Here is a 16,681-nt window from a genome sequence, read left to right as displayed (position 1 = left end):
TCATCGCCCTGCACATCGCGCCATGCAGGCGACCCTAGCGCAGGGGTGGTTACCGAAACGTTAGGCTGGATCGGGCGCGCCGCGCTCATTGCGCCGCGATGCGCAGGTTGTGCGGCAGGGTCACCCGGAACGCGGCGCCGCGCTGTCCGGGCAGGTAGCTCACGTCGCCGCCAAGCCGGTTCATGATCTCGCGGCAGATGGCCAGCCCGAGACCGGCGCCGCCGCTCCGCGTCTGTCCGATACGCACGAATTTCTCGAACACCACGGCCTGGTCGGGCACACTGATCCCGGACCCGTTGTCGATGAAATCGACGCGCAGCGCGCCCGCCTCGTCGCGCACGTCGATATGCAGCGCCGGCTCGGGCGCGTCGCAATATTTGCGAGCGTTGGAGATCAGGTTGATGAACACCTGCGCCAGCCGGTCGATATCGGTGTGAAGCACGATCCGCTCGGCTGCGGGGTCCCGCTCGATGCGGAACTCCGGGCCGCTGCCCCCGGTCGCCGCGACGGCGCGGTCGAGCACGTCCCCGAGCACGCCTTCCTGCGCATTGAGCGAGGCGCGCCCGCTTTCCAGCACGCTGAGGTCCAGCAAGTCGTCCAGGAGCCGGGTGAGCCGGAGGGATTCACCGTGGATGATAGAAGAATACCGCTGCTGGTCGGTCCTGCTGAGGTCGTCGCCGTCGCGCAGGATCTCGGAAAACGCGCGGATAGAGGTCATTGGCGTGCGCAATTCGTGGCTCACCTGCCCGAGAAAGGCGTCCTTCTGCTCGGAGAGCTGGGTGAGCTTGTCGTTGGCCTCGCGCAGTTGCCGCGCGGTGCGGGCCAGTTCGGCCGATTTCGCCTCGAGCCGGCTGGAATATTCCATGATCTGCGCGGTCTCGTCCGCCACGGCGAGCAGGTCTTCGACCGACACGGTGGCGCGGCCGACGATCTGGCTGACCATCGCATGCGCCGTGGCCGCCCCGACCGAGCCGGAGAGCTCGCGTTCGAGCCGCTCGATGAATTCGGTCGAGGGTTCGGGCAGGTAGCCGCTGAGCCCCTGCCGGCGCGCCTCCCCGGAGAACAGCGCCTGCGCCTCCTCGGGGCCGAGGATGCGCTGCGTCATGATCAGCAGGTCCTCGGACTGCGCCAGCCCGCCCGTCCAGTGACCGGCGCGGCTCGAATGTTCGAAGACGTTGACGAACTGGGCGCCCTGCAAGCGCTCGACCGGGCGCGGAAAGGTGACGATGGACACCGCCAGGAACGCCGCGGTGTTGAGCATGATCGACCACATCACCGCGTGGATCAGCGGATCCATCCCCTGCGTGCCGAACAGCGCGTAGGGCCGCAGCCAGGAAATGCCCCAGGGGCCGTCGGCCATGACCGAGACCGGCACGATCACCCCGGCGCCGAAGCTGGGCAGGAACAGGCAATAGAGCCAGAGAACGAACCCCACGCCCAGCCCCGCCAGCGCCCCGAGCCGCGTCGCCCCCCGCCAGAACAGCCCGCCGATCAGCGCCGGCAGGAACTGCGCCACCCCGGCAAAGGACACAAGGCCGATGGCCGCCAGCGCCGCGCCCCCGCTGGAAAAGTGGAAATAGGTGTAGCCCAGCATCACGATCGCGCCGATCGAGAACCGCCGCGCCAGCAGCGCGACGCCGCGCACGTCGCCGGATTTCATCAGCGACCCGCCGGTCAGCCGCAGCCAGATCGGCATCACGATATGGTTCGACACCATCGTCGACAGCGCGATGGCGGCGACGATCACCATCGACGTCGCAGATGAGAACCCCCCGATGAACGACACGATGGCAAGCGCGTCCTGCCCGCCATGCAGCGGCAGCGTGAGCACGAAAAGGTCGGGGTTCGACCCCGCCGGAAGCAGCTTCAGCCCGATCGCGGCGATGGGCACGACGAACAGGCTCATCAGCATGACATAGGTCGGAAAGGCCCAGGCGGCGGTGCGCAGATGGCCTTCGTTCTGGTTCTCGACCACCAGCACCTGGAACATCCGCGGCAGGCAGAGGAACGCCGCCGCCGCCAGCATCGTGAGCCCGACCCAGCGCCCGCCCGGAACCCGCCATTCGGCCAACTCGGACGCATCTATCGTCTGCAACGTGCCATTCAGCCCGCCGCCCAGCCCCCAGACCACGAACACCCCCACGGCGAGCAGCGCAAGCAGCTTGACCACCGCCTCGACCGCGATGGCCATGACCACGCCGTGATGCCGTTCGTTCGCGTCGAGGTTGCGGGTGCCGAACAGGATGGTGAACAGCACCAGGCCAGCGGCGACCCAGAGGGCGGGCTGTTGCAGGTTCTTGATGGTCATGCCGGTCGGGTCCTGCCCCGAGAACACGGCGAAGGACAGCGTGACAGATTGCAGTTGCAGCGCGATATAGGGCGTGGTGCCGATCACGGCGAACACGGTGACGAACACCGCCAGCGTGTTCGACTTGCCGTAGCGGGACGACAGCATGTCGGCGATCGAGGTGATGCGCTGGCTGCGCCCGATGCGCACCAGCTTGCGCAGGATCCACCACCAGCCCACCATCACCAGCGTGGGGCCGAGATAGATCGTCACGAACTCCAGTCCCGACCGCGCGGCGAAGCCCACCGCGCCGTAGAAGGTCCAGCCGGTGCAATAGATCGACAGCGACAGCGTGTAGATCAGCGGCGAACTCAGCCACGCGCCACGCCCCTTGCGCGCGGCGCGGTCGGCGGCGAAGGCGACCGCGAACAGGAGCATCGCGTAAAGGATACAGATGAGGATCAGCAGGTTATGCGTGTTCATCCCATCGTCCCGGGCGGCGGGGGCGCGTCGTTCTTGTCCTGCGCGCGGGTATCGGTATCGGCGTCGGCGTCGGCGTGCCGGTCATGGTCCAGGATCCCAGACACCAGCGCCGACAGCACGGCCAGCAGCGCCCATATGCCGAAGACGTAGAACATGACATGCGACGTCTTCGTCACCCCGCCGCCCTGCCAGAGCAGCGGGATCATCAGCAACACCGCCCCGATCAGCGGCAGTAGCCCGGCGGCGTCGGCCATGCGGCGGCGGCGATAGGTGCGTCGCTCGAGGAAGACTCCCCGCCGCGACGGGCCGCCGCCCGGAGCCTGCCGCCCCGGGGGCGTCATTCGCCCGCGAGGTCGCGCACCACGGCCAGCACCTCGGCGTTGGAGAAGGGCTTGGTCATGTAGCGGCTCGCCCCGGCCTTCTCGGCCATCTCGCGGTCCTTGCGCTGGCCGCGCGCGGTCAGCATCAGCACCGGCGTCGCGCCCACCGCCGGATCGGCGCGGATGTCGGCCAGTATGTCGAACCCGCTGCGCCCGGGCAGCATCACGTCGAGGATGATCAGATCCGGCGCGCGGGCGCGCACCACGTCCATCGTGTCCCGCCCGGTGGAATGGGTCCGCACCGTCCAGCCGTCCCGCGACAGGATGAAGCTGATGGCCTCGATGATGTTCGGCTCATCCTCGATCAGCAGAACCTGTTTCCCCATCTGGCCGGCCTCCCCTCCGGTCGCACATTGCCCTGCACGCGCGATCACTATCCGGCAAGTAGGCGAAGCTGTCAAAACCCGTCTTGCATGACCGTGGGTTCGCGGCGCGCGACGCAATCCTGCCGCGGGCATATGCGGCAGCTTGTCCCGACGGGCGCGGGCGTGTCGTGGTCCCCGGCATGCGCGTCGGCGGGCAGCAGCAGCATGTAGCCGCGTAGCAGCGGCGGTTCGTTGATCAGGGCGGGGCCGAGCGGTTCGGTCACGGCGAAGGCGCGCACCGGGCGGGCGTCGCGCCACGCCTGCAACAGCGTGCGGCGCAGCGGGGCGCCGGGCTGGGTCAGCGCGCGGTAGAGCGGCCAGAGCGGGCAGGCCGCGACGATCCGCGAAACGGCGAAGCCGGCGATCGGCTTGCGCAGCAGCAGCGCGCCGGACCCGTCGCAGACCACCAGCCCGACCGGTCCGGCGACCTCCTCGGGCAGCGACGCCAGCCGGCGGAAGAGCGTCGGCAGGTCCACCCCCGTCTCCGACGCGAGCGCGGGCGGATCGCAGCCGGCGTCGGCGAGCGCCCGCGCCAGCGTAGCGCGCGGCAGGCGCGCGGCGTCCCGCGCGTAATCCTCGAGATGCATCCGCGCCAGGTGGCGCGCGGTCGGCAGGGTCAGCCCCTCGGCCGCGTCCAGCACGGCGTCGATCGCCGCCGCGCCCCTCTTTTCGATGGCGGCGAAATGATAGGCGTTCTCCGTCAGGAACTGGTCGAGCTCGTCCTGGGGCGAGCGGATGTCGGCGTCCGACCCCGGCGCGGCGTCGAGGTAGCGCACCAGCGCCTTCGCCCCTTCGGCAAGCCTACGGCTGTCCTCGTCGATATTGCGGTGAAAGCGCGCCTGCCACTCCGGCTCGAGCTTGCGCGTCTCGACCAGGATCGAGGCGGTCGAGCGGATCGCGGTGACGACCGAGAGCACCTCGTGGATCGATTCCGCAAGGCGCGGATCATGCGCCAACCGGTCGCTCAGCGCCTTCACGTTGCGCTCGAGCTCGGCGCTGCGCCGTTCGGCCCCCACCATTGCCTCGGCCCAGCCCGGAAAGCGCCCCGCGAATTCTTCGAGCCGGTCCAGCTCGACCGCGCCGCCCTTCACCCTGCCCGCCGCCTCGCGCAGCCCCGAGATGAGCGCCGCCTCGGCCCCGTGGCTGAGCAGCTGCGGCTCGACCCCAAGCGCGCCGGCGATGCGCAACAGCACCTTGCCGCCGATTCTGCGGCGGTCATGTTCGATCAGGTTGAGGTAGGAGGGCGAAATGCCCGCAGCGGCGGCGAGGTCGGTTTGCTTGATCCCCCTTTGCAGCCGCTGCTCGCGGATGCGGGCGCCGGTGAACCTGCTTTCCGGCATGTCATTTCCCCCGTGATTTCAACGCATTTCGCAGCGCAGCGAAATTTATTTTACAATTCACCCTACAGCATTGTGTATTTTTTCACAAAATAATTGTTGCCCCCTCGGTAGTTGTTGAGAACTTTTCTTACCCCATGCGATAATGAATTTGCATATCTATGCGACTTGGGGAGGCGCAGGAGGAGCGCGGCCCCACCGTAATTTCAAGGGAGGAACCCATGTCCAAATCGAATTTCACGCGCCGTGGCCTGCTGAAAACCAGCGCCGTCGCCGGCGCGGGTCTCGCTCTGCCGACCTACCTGCGCGCGCAGGAAGGCGGGTTTACCAACGCGCCGGACGGCGACACCGTCACGCTCGGCTTCAACGTGCCGCAATCCGGCCCCTACGCCGATGAGGGCGCCGATGAACTGCGCGCCTACGAGCTCGCCGTCGAGCATCTGAACGGCGGCGGCGACGGCGGCATGATGCAGACCTTCAGCTCGGACGCGCTGCAAGGCAACGGCATCATGGGCAAGAAGGTCGAATTCGTGACCGGCGACACCCAGACGAAATCCGACGCCGCCCGCGCCTCCGCCAAGTCCATGATCGAGAAGGACGGCGCGATCATGATCACCGGGGGGTCGTCCTCGGGCGTTGCGGTGGCCGTGCAGGCGCTCTGCCAGGAGGCCGGCATCATCTTCATGGCCGGGCTGACGCATTCCAACGACACCACCGGCAAGGACAAGAAGGCCAACGGCTTCCGCCACTTCTTCAACAGCTGGATGTCCGGCGCCGCCCTCGCCCCCGTGCTGGCCGGGGAATACGGCAAGGACCGCAAGGCCTACCACCTGACGGCGGACTACAACTGGGGCTACACCACCGAAGACGCCATGCGCAAGGAAACCGAGGCGATGGGCTGGGAGACGGTCAACGCGGTGAAGACGCCGCTGACGCAGACCGATTTCAGTTCCTACATCGCGCCGGTGCTGCAATCGGGCGCCGACGTGCTGATCCTCAACCACTACGGCGGCAACATGGTCAACTCGCTCACCAACGCGGTGCAGTTCGGCCTGCGCGAGAAGACGGTGAACGGCAAGCAGTTCGAGATCATCGTGCCACTCTATTCCGAGCTTATGGCGCGCGGCGCGGGCAAGAACATCTCCGGCATCCTTGGCTCCCAGAACTGGGACTGGAAGCTCGAGAACGAGAAGGGCGACCGCTACAAGGGCACCAACGCCTTCGTGCAGTCCTTCGGCGAGAAATACGGCTTCCCCCCGAGCCAGGCGGCGCAGACCTGCTACGTGCAGACGCTGCTCTATGCCGACGCGGTGGAACGCGCGGGATCGTTCAACCCCTGCGCGGTGGTCGAGGCGCTGGAGGGCTACGAGTTCGACGGCCTCGGCAACGGCCCGACGCTTTACCGCGCCGCCGATCACCAGTGCTTCAAGGACGTGGTCGTGGTGCGCGGCAAGGAGAACCCCGAAAACGAGTTCGACCTCGTCGAGATCGTCGAGGTGACCCCGGCCGAGAAGGTGACCTACGAACCGGACATCCCGGAATTCGAGGGCACTCTGGGCGAGTGCAACCCGGGCGCCTGAACCGCGCTTCCGGGGCCGCCGCTTCGCGCGGCCCCGCAACCACACGGACCGGCCGCGCCCCGCTCTACTAGGACGCGACCGGTTCTGCGGACCGCGGGGTCCGGCATCAACCTGACATGGTGGGACCGACATGGACGCAATACTCCTGCAAATCCTCAACGGGCTGGACAAGGGCAGCGCCTACGCGCTGATCGCTCTTGGCCTGACGCTGATCTTCGGCACGCTGGGGGTGGTCAACTTCGCCCACGGCGCGCTGTTCATGCTGGGAGCCTTCTGCGCGGTCACGCTCAACCGGCTCTTGTCGCTGGGCTTCGTCCCCGAGGACGCGAGCGCCACCTCGGTGGGCGGCTTCAGCTTCGGCGCGGCCAAGGAAACGCCCTATGTCGAGCACTGGTTCGGTGAAAGCGTCGGCGCGGCGATCATCGACTGGTCGGTGCCGCTGTCGATCCTCTTCGCAATCCCAGTGATGATCGGCATCGGCGTCATCATGGAGCGCGGCCTGATCAAGCATTTCTACAAGCGCCCGCATGCGGACCAGATCCTCGTGACCTTCGGCCTCGCCATCGTGCTCCAGGAGATCATCAAGTTCTACTACGGCGCCAACCCGATCCCGACCCCCGCCCCCGAGGCGTTCCGCGGCTCGTTCGATTTCGGCGCCCTCGTAGGGTTTGACCCCAACACCATCATCTATCCCTACTGGCGGCTGGTCTATTTCGCCTTCGCCGCGCTCATCATCGGCGGGGTCTTCGCGTTCCTGCAATTCACCACTTTCGGCATGGTGGTGCGCGCCGGCATGGCCGATCGTGAAACCGTGGGCCTGCTGGGCATCAACATCGACCGGCGGTTCACCATCATGTTCGGCATCGCCGCCGCGGTCGCTGGGCTGGCGGGCGTGATGTACACGCCGATCAACAGCCCCAACTACCACATGGGCATGGACTTCCTGGTCCTGAGCTTCGTCGTCGTCGTCGTCGGCGGCATGGGCAGCCTGCCCGGCGCGGTGCTCGCCGGGTTCCTGCTGGGCATCCTCGAGAGCTTCGCCTCGATGGCCGCCGTGCTCGAAACGCTGCCCGGCATCAACCAGATCGTGATCTACCTCGTGGCGATCATCATTCTGCTCACCCGCCCGCGCGGCCTGATGGGCCGCAAGGGCGTGATGGAGGAGTAATCCATGCTCGGACTGACCAAGAAAGACTTTGCACTGCTGCTGGTGGTGACGGCGCTCGCGCTCTTCGCGCCGTTCATCCTCAACCCCTTCCCCGAGGGGTCGGGCATGGCGCAGTTCAACGCGGGCTACCCGGACCTGATGCAGCGCTTCGCGATCTTCGGGATCTTCGCGATCGGGTTCAACATCCTCTTCGGGCTGACAGGCTACCTGAGCTTCGGCCACGCCGCGTTTCTCGGGGTGGGCAGCTACGCCGCGATCTGGATGATGAAGCTGCTGACCGACAATATCCTGCCCGCGATGCTGCTTTCGGTCGTCATCGCCGGGTTGTTCAGCCTCGTGGTCGGCTACATCTCGCTGCGCCGTTCGGGCATCTACTTCGCGATCCTGACGCTCGCGTTTGCGCAGATGTCTTATGCGCTAGCCTATTCGGTCCTCACCCCGATCACCGGCGGCGAGACGGGGCTGCAACTCAAGCTGAACGATCCGCGCATCCTCGATGCCGCGCTGGCGCCGGGCGAGCGGGCAAACGCCAACCTCTTCGGCCTCGACATGACGGCGAGCCACGAACTGTATTTCGGCGCCTGGCAGTTCACCTTCAACGCGGGCTACTACATCGCCGCGGCCTGCCTGATCCTGGCCTTCTACCTCAGCATCCGCATCTTCCGCTCGCCCTTCGGCATGATGCTGCGCGCGATCAAGTCGAACAATACGCGGATGACCTATACCGGGCTCAACGCGCGGCCATACGCGCTCGCCGCGTTCGTGATTTCGGGGATGTATGCGGGCCTCGCCGGTGGGTTGATGGTGGCGATGGACACCCAGGTCGGCCCCGAGCGGATGTTCTGGACCGCGAGCGGCGAGGTGGTGCTGATGACCATCCTCGGCGGCGCCGGCACGCTGATCGGGCCGGTGCTGGGCTCGGGCGTGATCAAGTACATGGAGAACATCATCTCCAAGATCAACGGCTCGATCCTGCATGAATGGTTCAGCTGGATGCCCGACGGGCTCGAGGATGCGCTCGTCACGCTCATCTATCCCTTCGTCGGCAAGGGCTGGCACCTGACGCTCGGGATCGTGTTCATGCTGGTGGTGATCTTCCTGCCCGGCGGCCTTGTCGAGGGCGGCCAGCGCATCGGACGGATGTTCCGCCGCAATGGCGGCGCGTCGCGCGCGGCCAAGGACATCGCCGAACAACGCAACCCGGCCGAGTAGGGAGAAGGGTGATGGGAATCCTCGAGATCAAGAACGTCAACAAGCGTTTCGGCGGGCTGCAGGCGCTGGGGGACGTCAACCTCAGCGTCGCCGAGAACACCGTCCACGCCATCATCGGCCCCAACGGCGCCGGCAAGTCGACGCTGCTCAACGTGCTGGTGGGCAAGCTCATTCCCGACACCGGCAGCGTCATGTTCGACGGCCAGTCGGTGCTGGGCCGCAAACCCTACGAGATCAACCAGATGGGCATTTCGCGCGTGTTCCAGACGCCCGAGATTTTTGGCGACCTCACGGTGCTGGAAAACATGATGATCCCGATCTTCGCCAAGCGCGACGGCGCCTTCCGCATGCGCGCGATCGGCGCCGCGGCGAGCGAGCGGGAGGTGATCGAGCAGGCCGAACTCATGCTCGAGAGCCTCAACCTCGCCGACGCGCGGCACGATCATTCCGCGGCGATGTCGCGCGGCAACAAGCGGCGTCTTGAAATCGGCATGTGCCTTGCGCAGGAGCCGCGCCTTCTGCTGCTGGACGAACCCACCGCCGGCATGGCGCGCGCGGACACCAACAACACCATCGACCTGCTCAAGCAGATCAAGGACGAGCGCGACATCACCATCGCCATCATCGAGCACGACATGCACGTGGTGTTCAGCCTGGCCGAGCGGATCACCGTGCTGGCGCAGGGCAGCCCGCTGGTCGAGGACACGCCGGACAAGATCAAGGGCCACCCGAAGGTGCGCGAAGCGTATCTCGGCGAGAGCGCATAGGAAGGACAGGACATGAACGTCAAACCGGACTTTTCCAAGCACGCCAACCAGGCCGAGACCGCGCCCGCCTTCCTTTCCGTCTGGGAAATGGAGAGCTACTACGGCGAGAGCTACATCGTGCAGGGCGTCAGCTTTAACGTGCACGAGGGCGAGATCCTCGCGCTGCTGGGCCGCAACGGCGCGGGCAAGACCAGCGTGCTGCGCTCGATCGCGCGGATGGACAACCCGCAGGTGAACCACGGTGAAATCTGGCTCGATCACCAGCCGCTGCACAAGATGCGCAGCCATGATGCCGCGGTCGCCGGGATCGGGCTCGTCCCCGAGGACCGCTGCATCATTCCCGGCCTCACCGTCGAGGAGAACCTGGAACTCGCCCAGATCGTTCCGCCCGTCGGCTGGACCATTCACCGCCTTTACGAGCTGTTCCCCCGCCTGCGCGAGCGGCGCAAGCAGGAGGGCGTGACGTTGTCGGGGGGCGAGCAGCAGATGCTCGCCGTGGCGCGCGCGCTGGCGCGCGACATCAAGGTGCTTCTGTTGGACGAACCCTACGAGGGGCTGGCGCCGGTCATCGTGGACGAGATCGAGAAGACCCTGCGCGTGATCAAGGAACAGGGCATCACCACCATCATCGTTGAACAAAATGCCATCCGCGCACTGGAACTCGCTGACCGGGCCGTTATCCTCGACACAGGGGGGATCGTTTTCGACGGAACCGCCGCCGAAGTGCTGGAGAACGCCGAACTGCGCGCGGAATACCTCGCGATCTAGGCGTCCGGCCAGGGATCAGCAATGGGAGTCCGGCCCGCGCCGGACGCCCGAGGGATGGAATTGCCAGAAAGAGGTCAGATCATGTCAGATAAAACCTACCCGCCTTCCGACGAATTCGTTGCGAATGCGCATGTGGACGCCGCGAAATACAAGGAAATGTATGCAGCCTCGATCGAGGATCCTTCCGCCTTCTGGCGCGAGCAGGGCAAGCGGCTCGACTGGATCAAACCCTATACCAAGGTCGACAACGTCAGCTTCGAGCCCGGCGCCATCTCGATCAAGTGGTACGAGGACGGCACGCTGAACGCCTCGGCCAACTGCATCGACCGCCACCTCGAAACGCGCGGCGACCAGACCGCGATCGTCTGGGAACCCGACGACCCCGAGGCGGACGCCCGCCACATCACCTACCGCGAGCTGCACGAGCAGACCTGCCGCCTCGCCAACGTCCTGAAGGACATGGGCGTGAAGAAGGGTGACCGCGTCGTGCTCTACATGCCGATGATCCCCGAAGCCGCCTACGCCATGCTGGCCTGCGCGCGCATCGGCGCGATCCATTCGGTCGTCTTCGCCGGGTTCTCGCCCGATGCGCTCGGAGCGCGGATCAACGGATCGGGCGCGCGGGTGCTCATCACCGCCGACGAGGCGCTGCGCGGCGGGCGCAAGACGGCGCTGAAATCCAACGCCGACGCGGCCTTGCTGCATTGCGACGACCGGGTGCAGTGCCTCGTCGTCAAGCATACCGGCGGGCAGACCACCTGGACGGCGCGCGATCACGACTGCAAGGCGCTCATGGCCGAGGCCAGCACCGATTGCCCGCCCGAGGAGATGAGCGCCGAAGACCCGCTCTTCGTGCTCTACACCTCCGGCTCGACCGGGCAACCCAAGGGCGTGGTGCATACGACCGGCGGCTACCTCGTCTACGTGGCGATGACGCATGAGCTGGTCTTCGACTACCATGACGGCGATATCTTCTGGTGCACCGCCGATGTCGGCTGGGTCACCGGGCACAGCTACATCGTCTACGGCCCGCTGGCCAACGGCGCGACCACGCTGATGTTCGAGGGCGTGCCCACCTATCCGGACGCCTCCCGCTTCTGGCAGGTCTGCGAAAAGCACAAGGTCAACCAGTTCTACACCGCTCCCACCGCGATTCGCGCGCTGATGGGCCAGGGCGACGAGTTCGTGACCAAGTGCGATCTGTCGTCGCTCAAGCTGCTGGGCACCGTGGGAGAGCCGATCAACCCCGAGGCCTGGAACTGGTATAACGAGGTCGTCGGCAAGGGCACGCGTCCAATCGTCGACACCTGGTGGCAGACCGAAAACGGCGGCCACCTGATCACCCCCCTGCCCGGCGCCATCGCGACCAAGCCCGGCTCGGCCACGCTGCCGTTCTTCGGTGTGCAGCCCGCCATCCTCGACCCCCAGACCGGCAAGGAGATCACCACCACCGAGGCCGAGGGCGTGCTGTGCATCAAGAACAGCTGGCCGGCGCAGATGCGCACCGTCTACGGCGATCACGAACGGTTCGAGAAGACCTATTTCGCCGACTATCCCGGCTACTACTTCTCCGGCGACGGCTGCCGGCGGGACGCGGACGGCTATTACTGGGTCACCGGGCGCGTGGATGACGTGATCAACGTCTCGGGGCACCGCATGGGCACCGCCGAGGTCGAATCCGCCCTCGTCGCCCACCCCAAGGTCGCCGAGGCCGCCGTGGTCGGGTATCCGCACAACATCAAGGGCCAGGGCATCTATGCCTACGTCACCTTGATGAGCGGCGAGGAACCCTCGGACGAGCTGCGCCGCGAGCTCGAGCAATGGGTGCGCACCGAGATCGGCCCCATCGCCAAGCCCGACCTGCTTCAGTGGGCGCCCAACCTGCCCAAGACCCGCTCGGGCAAGATCATGCGCCGCATCCTGCGCAAGATCGCCGAAGACGACTACGGCAGCCTCGGCGACACGTCGACGCTGGCCGATCCGTCGGTCGTCGATGGCCTGATCGAGCACCGGCTGAACAAGGGCTGACGCGCCTTATCCCGCATGGCGTCACTTGCCCCAGCGCCTCGCAGCGCAGGGCGCAAGGGACGCCATTCTGCCGAATGATTCGGAAGCGATGGAGTCCAAACGGCCGCTGTGTGGACGGAGTTGGCCTTCGCTGCGTCGAGCATGAAAGTCCGCTAGAGAAAATCATGCTCTGTAGGATTTGGCTGGCCTCGAGTTATTGAGGGGACGAGGAACTCAGCCGAAAGCCATCCACACAGCGACGGCGGCGAGAACCGCGCCGAAAACCCGATTGATCCACTTTGCGCTCTGCTCCTCGCGGAACTGCCTGGCCAACCGGTCTCCTGCGGCAGTCCATGCCAGGAACGCGAGGAGGTTGTTGAGGGTGAAGACCGTTGTGATGACGAGGATAAGCTGCCACTGGCCTGTATCATCCGCCGCGACAACGAACTGCGTGAACATCAACGCAATAATCAGGTAGGCTTTCGGATTGAACAGAAGCAGCAGCACTCCGGTGCTGAAACCGGCGGGCGTCGCCTCGGTCGCGCCATCGTGTCCACCGCTGCGAAAGAGACTCCAGGCCAGCCAAAGAACGTAGAGGCTCCCGAGCAACTTCAGCGCCTGAAACGCGCCTGGATGCGTCGTGAAGGCCGCCAGCGCGCCAAAGCCAATCGCCGCAGTCACGATCCAAGTGGCCACGTGGTATCCGCAATTGGCCGGAAGGGTCGCCCTCATCCCGAAGCGGGCGCCGTTCGCGGCGAAAAACATGTTTCCCGGCCCGGGGCTGTAGGCCAGCGGGAAAAGGAAGACGATCAGGGCTGCAATGGTCGTTGTCATGGTAGGGCCTCCGGCTGTTGTTCCCACGATGGTGGGCAGATGCTTGTCATGACGCAGCCCGGATCATGCGGATTGCGGTGCGCGAACCGTTTCAGGCAGCGCGGCGGTCGTTCTCTATGTCGTCTGTCGTCACGACGTTGCCGTAGCTCGCCGCCAAGGGCGCCATGATCGCGGCGTGGACGTGTTCCGAGGGCACCGAAACGCCGCCGTAGGTGACCGACGCGGCGGCGCAGGCATCCGCGACCACGGTGACGGCAAAACCCATATCGGCTGCCGCGCGGGCGGTGGCGTCGACGCACATCTGGCTCATCGCGCCGCACAGGATGATACGCTCGACCCCCGCCTTGCGCAGTGCGGCATACAACCCCGTGCCGACGAAGGAATTGGGGCGGTTTTTCTCGAACACTGCCTCGCCGCGATCAGGACGCACGGTTGCGTGAATCTCGCTCCCCGCCGTGCCCGGACGGAAGAAGGGCGCATTATCGGAGCGCGCGATGTGACGGATGTGGAAGACGGGTTCACGCCGTGCGCGCGCACCGGCAAGAAGCCGCGCGGCATTGGCTGCGGCGGCATCCATGCCGTCGAGAGCCATCAGGCCCCCGTCGAAATAGTCGTTCTGGATGTCGATCAGAATGAGTGCTGTCTTGGTCATTTCCGTGTTCTCCTTTTCTCTAATTTACAGGCTCACCCCTTCGTTCTACGATTGGCGTTAATGACAATCACTGTGCCGAATACGCCAAAGCAGGCCAGGATCGCCCTCCTTGCCTACGAGGGCGTGCAAATGTCGGCTGTGCTGGGCATCGGCGACATCCTGACAGTCGCGAACCGCTATGCTGGCGAAGCTGGCGCAGGGCAGGTCGATCATGCTGTCCTCGGCCTTGACGATCTGGGGCGCGAAGCGCAGTTTGATGCGGTCGTCCTGCCGCCCAATCTAACCGGCCGCCGGGGCAACGAGGACGCAATCGCACATGACTGGATCGCCGAACAGCACAGGGGCGGTGCGACACTGTGTTCGGCCTGTGCGGGTGCGTTCTGGCTCGGGCACGCAGGTTTGCTGGATGGCCGTCCCGCAACGACCCACTGGGCGCTGGAAAGAGAGTTCCGCGCCGCTTTTCCGCGCGCCGACCTGCACCCCGAGCATCTGCTGATCGACGATCACGACGTTGTCACCGCGGGCGGCGTGATGGCGTGGGTCGATCTGGGGCTTTTTTTGGTGCGGCGGTGGCTGGGGCCAAATGTCGTCTCGCGCACTTGCCGCCACATGCTGATTGACCCTCACGGACGCGAGCAGCGCAACTATCGCAGTTTCCGACCGCGCCTGGATCACGGCGACGGCCCTATTCGGGACCTCCAACGCTGGATGGAGGAAAACGCCGCTTCGGAGCTCGCCCTGCCAACTCTGTCGGCTAGGGCGCGGATGACCGAACGCACCTTCCAACGTCGCTTCGCCGATGCGACGGGCCTTCCGGTGAGCCGCTATGTGCAGGAACTGCGGATCGAGAAGGCGCGGGGCCTGTTGGAACGCACGACGATGCCGAATCTGCTGGGCTGTTGGTTACGCCGACGCCTCAACCTTCAGCCGTCTCTTCCGCTCAATCTGCGGTGTGAGCGCCAGCGAATATAGACGGCGGTTCGCTATCGCGTGACTCTTGGTGCTTCGCACATTGATTGGGCTCGAACCGTCATCCTGGCCACTCACTTCAATCCCGCTCCCCCACCCCGCGCAAGACAAGGTGCCGCACCCCGCGGGGCTCGTTTGCGACATCGGGTCGCGAACGGGCGCGACCTGCCGGGCCTGAGGCGCCATGGCTCGGGCATGACCGCTGTTTCCCACCCTGCCGTCTCCGCCCCGTCGCGCGCCTTGCAGGGCATCTTCTGCGTCGAGGCCGGGATGGTCCTGTTCGTCGTGCAGGACGTGCTCATGAAGATGATGCTCGGCGTCCATCCGATCTGGCACCTGATCTTCGTGCGCTCGGTCGTCACGCTGCTGCTGCTCACGCCGGTCATGCTGTGGCTGGGCGGGCGGCACCGGTTGCTTACGCCGTTCTGGCCGCTGCATCTGCTCCGCGGGGCGCTGTTGGCCTTCGGATTCACACTGTACTACGCGGCCTTCCCCTTTATGGGGCTGGCCGAGGTCACGACGATCTTCTTCTCTGCCCCGCTGATGACCGCGCTTCTGGCGGCCGTGGTTTTGCGCGAAACGCTCGGGTGGCGCCGGGTCGCGGCGCTCGGCCTCGGCTTTGCCGGAGTGCTGATCGCGATGGCGCCGGGTGGCGAAGGCTTCGGCTGGGTCGCGCTGCTGCCGCTCGCCTGCGCGTTCTGCTACGCGACATCGCAAATCGTCGCGCGGCGCATCGGAGAGCGGGAATCGACGCTGACAAGCGGCTTGCAGACGATCACCTACATGGGTCTGTTGATCCTGCCGCTGGGCTGGCTCGTGAACCAGGTAATCGCGATCGGTCCCGACTTCGCGCACCTGCGCATGGGCTGGCCGACCGAGCTGGCGCGGGACTGGCCGAAATTCGCGCTGCTGGGTGTCGTCGGCATGATCGGCTGGATGCTGCTGACTCGCGCCTACCAGGTCGCCAACGCGAGCCTGGTGGCGCCTTTCGACTATACCTACATGCCCATCGCCGTGGCCGTCGGCTGGCTCTGGTTCGGCGAGGCGCCGAAAGGGTCGACGTGGATCGGCATGGCGCTGATCGTCGCGAGCGGGCTCTACCTCGGCTTGCGCGAACTGCGCGCGGCGCGCCTTGGCGACGATCCCACGAACGTCGCGGAAAGCACCTTCGCCCCCGGCACGCCCATGCCGCCGCCCAACCTTGATGAGCATGGCGCGCCCTGAGCCGACGCCGCCACACGCGCGATTTGACGCGCCGCGCGCATGGAAGCGGAGAAGCCCGCTTTTCTAAGTGCGCGCGATGCCATATAAGCGGCGAAAACACGGCAACCGCGATACACGGTTGCAAGCGGTCGAGGACAAGATGCCAAACAAATCCCACGATGACGACGTCGCCTTCATCAAGGCGCTCGCGGAGCTTCTGAACGAGAACGATCTGACGGAGCTTCAGGTCAAGCGAAACTACGCCGAGGACGACAGCCTGAACGTGCGCGTCAGCCGCCGCGTCGAGGCGCCCCAGCCGGCGCCGGCGCCGCAGGCCTACGCCGCCCCGGCGCCCGCGCCCGCCGCGGCGCAGCCCGCCGGCGACGCCCCGGCGGCGCAGCAGAGCGCCGAAGACCCGGCCAATCACCCCGGCGCGGTGACATCGCCGATGGTGGGCACCGTCTATACGCAGGCCGAACCGGGCGCGCCGGCCTTTGTCAGCGTGGGCGATGCGGTGGCCGAGGGCGACACGCTGCTCATCATCGAGGCGATGAAGACCATGAACCACATCCCCGCGCCCCGCAGCGGCACGGTGAAGCGCATCCTGGTCGAGGATGGCGCGGCGGTCGAATACGGCGCGCCGCTGATGATCATCGAATAGGACGCACG

General features: G+C 66.1%; 15 protein-coding genes and 1 pseudogene. 10 read left to right on the top strand and 6 right to left on the bottom strand.

Annotated features, from left to right (window positions below; translation table 11 throughout):
• Nucleotides 1–85: 85 nt before the first annotated feature.
• The 4 genes from D6850_RS03610 to D6850_RS03595 all read right to left on the bottom strand — a co-directional run bounded on the left by D6850_RS03610 (nucleotide 86) and on the right by D6850_RS03595 (nucleotide 4,855).
• Nucleotides 86–2,770, bottom strand: coding sequence for a sensor histidine kinase (locus tag D6850_RS03610; protein ID WP_121163848.1), 2,685 nt, complete (start codon nucleotides 2,768–2,770; stop codon nucleotides 86–88).
• Complete coding sequence (locus D6850_RS19685; protein WP_245964084.1) at nucleotides 2,767–3,024, bottom strand: hypothetical protein; 258 nt, start codon at nucleotides 3,022–3,024, stop codon at nucleotides 2,767–2,769. Before D6850_RS19685 ends, D6850_RS03610 begins: the two co-directional genes overlap by 4 nt.
• Nucleotides 3,025–3,107: 83 nt before the next feature.
• Nucleotides 3,108–3,476 carry a response regulator transcription factor gene (locus D6850_RS03600; protein ID WP_121163846.1) on the bottom strand — a complete coding sequence of 123 codons (369 nt, stop codon included), beginning with the start codon at nucleotides 3,474–3,476 and terminating at the stop codon, nucleotides 3,108–3,110.
• Between the two features lie 71 nt (nucleotides 3,477–3,547).
• Nucleotides 3,548–4,855, bottom strand: a complete 1,308-nt coding sequence (locus D6850_RS03595; protein WP_121163844.1) for a helix-turn-helix domain-containing protein — start codon at nucleotides 4,853–4,855, stop codon at nucleotides 3,548–3,550.
• Between the two features lie 218 nt (nucleotides 4,856–5,073).
• Here D6850_RS03595 and D6850_RS03590 point away from each other — a divergent pair, with 218 nt between their 5' ends.
• The 6 genes from D6850_RS03590 (at nucleotide 5,074) to acs (ending at nucleotide 12,375) form a co-directional block, all read left to right on the top strand.
• Nucleotides 5,074–6,432: a substrate-binding protein gene (locus D6850_RS03590; protein ID WP_121163842.1), complete on the top strand. Its 1,359-nt coding sequence runs from the start codon at nucleotides 5,074–5,076 to the stop codon at nucleotides 6,430–6,432.
• 130 nt (nucleotides 6,433–6,562) lie between these two features.
• Entirely contained in the window at nucleotides 6,563–7,600 is a 1,038-nt protein-coding gene (locus D6850_RS03585) for a branched-chain amino acid ABC transporter permease (protein WP_121163840.1), read from the top strand.
• 3 nt (nucleotides 7,601–7,603) lie between these two features.
• Nucleotides 7,604–8,812, top strand: coding sequence for a branched-chain amino acid ABC transporter permease (locus D6850_RS03580; RefSeq protein ID WP_121163838.1), 1,209 nt, complete (start codon nucleotides 7,604–7,606; stop codon nucleotides 8,810–8,812).
• A gap of 11 nt (nucleotides 8,813–8,823) precedes the next feature.
• Complete coding sequence (locus D6850_RS03575) at nucleotides 8,824–9,579, top strand: ABC transporter ATP-binding protein (RefSeq protein ID WP_121163836.1); 756 nt, start codon at nucleotides 8,824–8,826, stop codon at nucleotides 9,577–9,579.
• A gap of 12 nt (nucleotides 9,580–9,591) precedes the next feature.
• The gene (locus D6850_RS03570) at nucleotides 9,592–10,347 is read left to right on the top strand and encodes an ABC transporter ATP-binding protein (protein WP_121163834.1); all 756 of its coding nucleotides are present in this window, start codon (nucleotides 9,592–9,594) and stop codon (nucleotides 10,345–10,347) included.
• A gap of 81 nt (nucleotides 10,348–10,428) precedes the next feature.
• Entirely contained in the window at nucleotides 10,429–12,375 is a 1,947-nt protein-coding gene (gene acs / locus D6850_RS03565; protein WP_121163832.1) for an acetate--CoA ligase, read from the top strand.
• Between the two features lie 213 nt (nucleotides 12,376–12,588).
• Here the strand turns inward: acs and D6850_RS03560 are convergent, their stop codons facing one another.
• On the bottom strand, nucleotides 12,589–13,188 hold the full coding sequence (locus tag D6850_RS03560; protein WP_121163830.1) for a LysE family translocator: 600 nt from the start codon (nucleotides 13,186–13,188) through the stop codon (nucleotides 12,589–12,591).
• Nucleotides 13,189–13,279: 91 nt separating this feature from the next.
• The gene (locus tag D6850_RS03555; RefSeq protein WP_121163828.1) at nucleotides 13,280–13,840 is read right to left on the bottom strand and encodes a cysteine hydrolase family protein; all 561 of its coding nucleotides are present in this window, start codon (nucleotides 13,838–13,840) and stop codon (nucleotides 13,280–13,282) included.
• 60 nt (nucleotides 13,841–13,900) lie between these two features.
• Between D6850_RS03555 and D6850_RS03550 the strand changes: the two are divergent.
• The 4 genes and pseudogenes from D6850_RS03550 to accB all read left to right on the top strand — a co-directional run.
• Nucleotides 13,901–14,665, top strand: a pseudogene (locus D6850_RS03550) (GlxA family transcriptional regulator); the annotation flags it as partial.
• Nucleotide 14,666: 1 nt separating this feature from the next.
• A complete protein-coding gene (locus D6850_RS19915) occupies nucleotides 14,667–14,834 on the top strand; it encodes an AraC family transcriptional regulator (protein WP_425452344.1) in 168 nt (55 codons plus the stop codon).
• 170 nt (nucleotides 14,835–15,004) lie between these two features.
• Nucleotides 15,005–16,033, top strand: a complete 1,029-nt coding sequence (locus D6850_RS03545) for a DMT family transporter (protein ID WP_121163824.1) — start codon at nucleotides 15,005–15,007, stop codon at nucleotides 16,031–16,033.
• A 139-nt stretch (nucleotides 16,034–16,172) separates the two neighbouring features.
• Nucleotides 16,173–16,673 carry an acetyl-CoA carboxylase biotin carboxyl carrier protein gene (accB, locus tag D6850_RS03540; RefSeq protein ID WP_121165077.1) on the top strand — a complete coding sequence of 167 codons (501 nt, stop codon included), beginning with the start codon at nucleotides 16,173–16,175 and terminating at the stop codon, nucleotides 16,671–16,673.
• Nucleotides 16,674–16,681 lie beyond the last annotated feature (8 nt).

Origin of the sequence: Roseovarius spongiae (genome assembly GCF_003651245.1) — a bacterium.
In the GTDB taxonomy this organism is placed as follows: Bacteria; Pseudomonadota; Alphaproteobacteria; order Rhodobacterales; family Rhodobacteraceae; genus Roseovarius; species Roseovarius spongiae.
The sequence above is the reverse complement of the archived record's forward strand: the minus strand, read 5'-3'. Positions and strand labels throughout refer to the sequence as shown.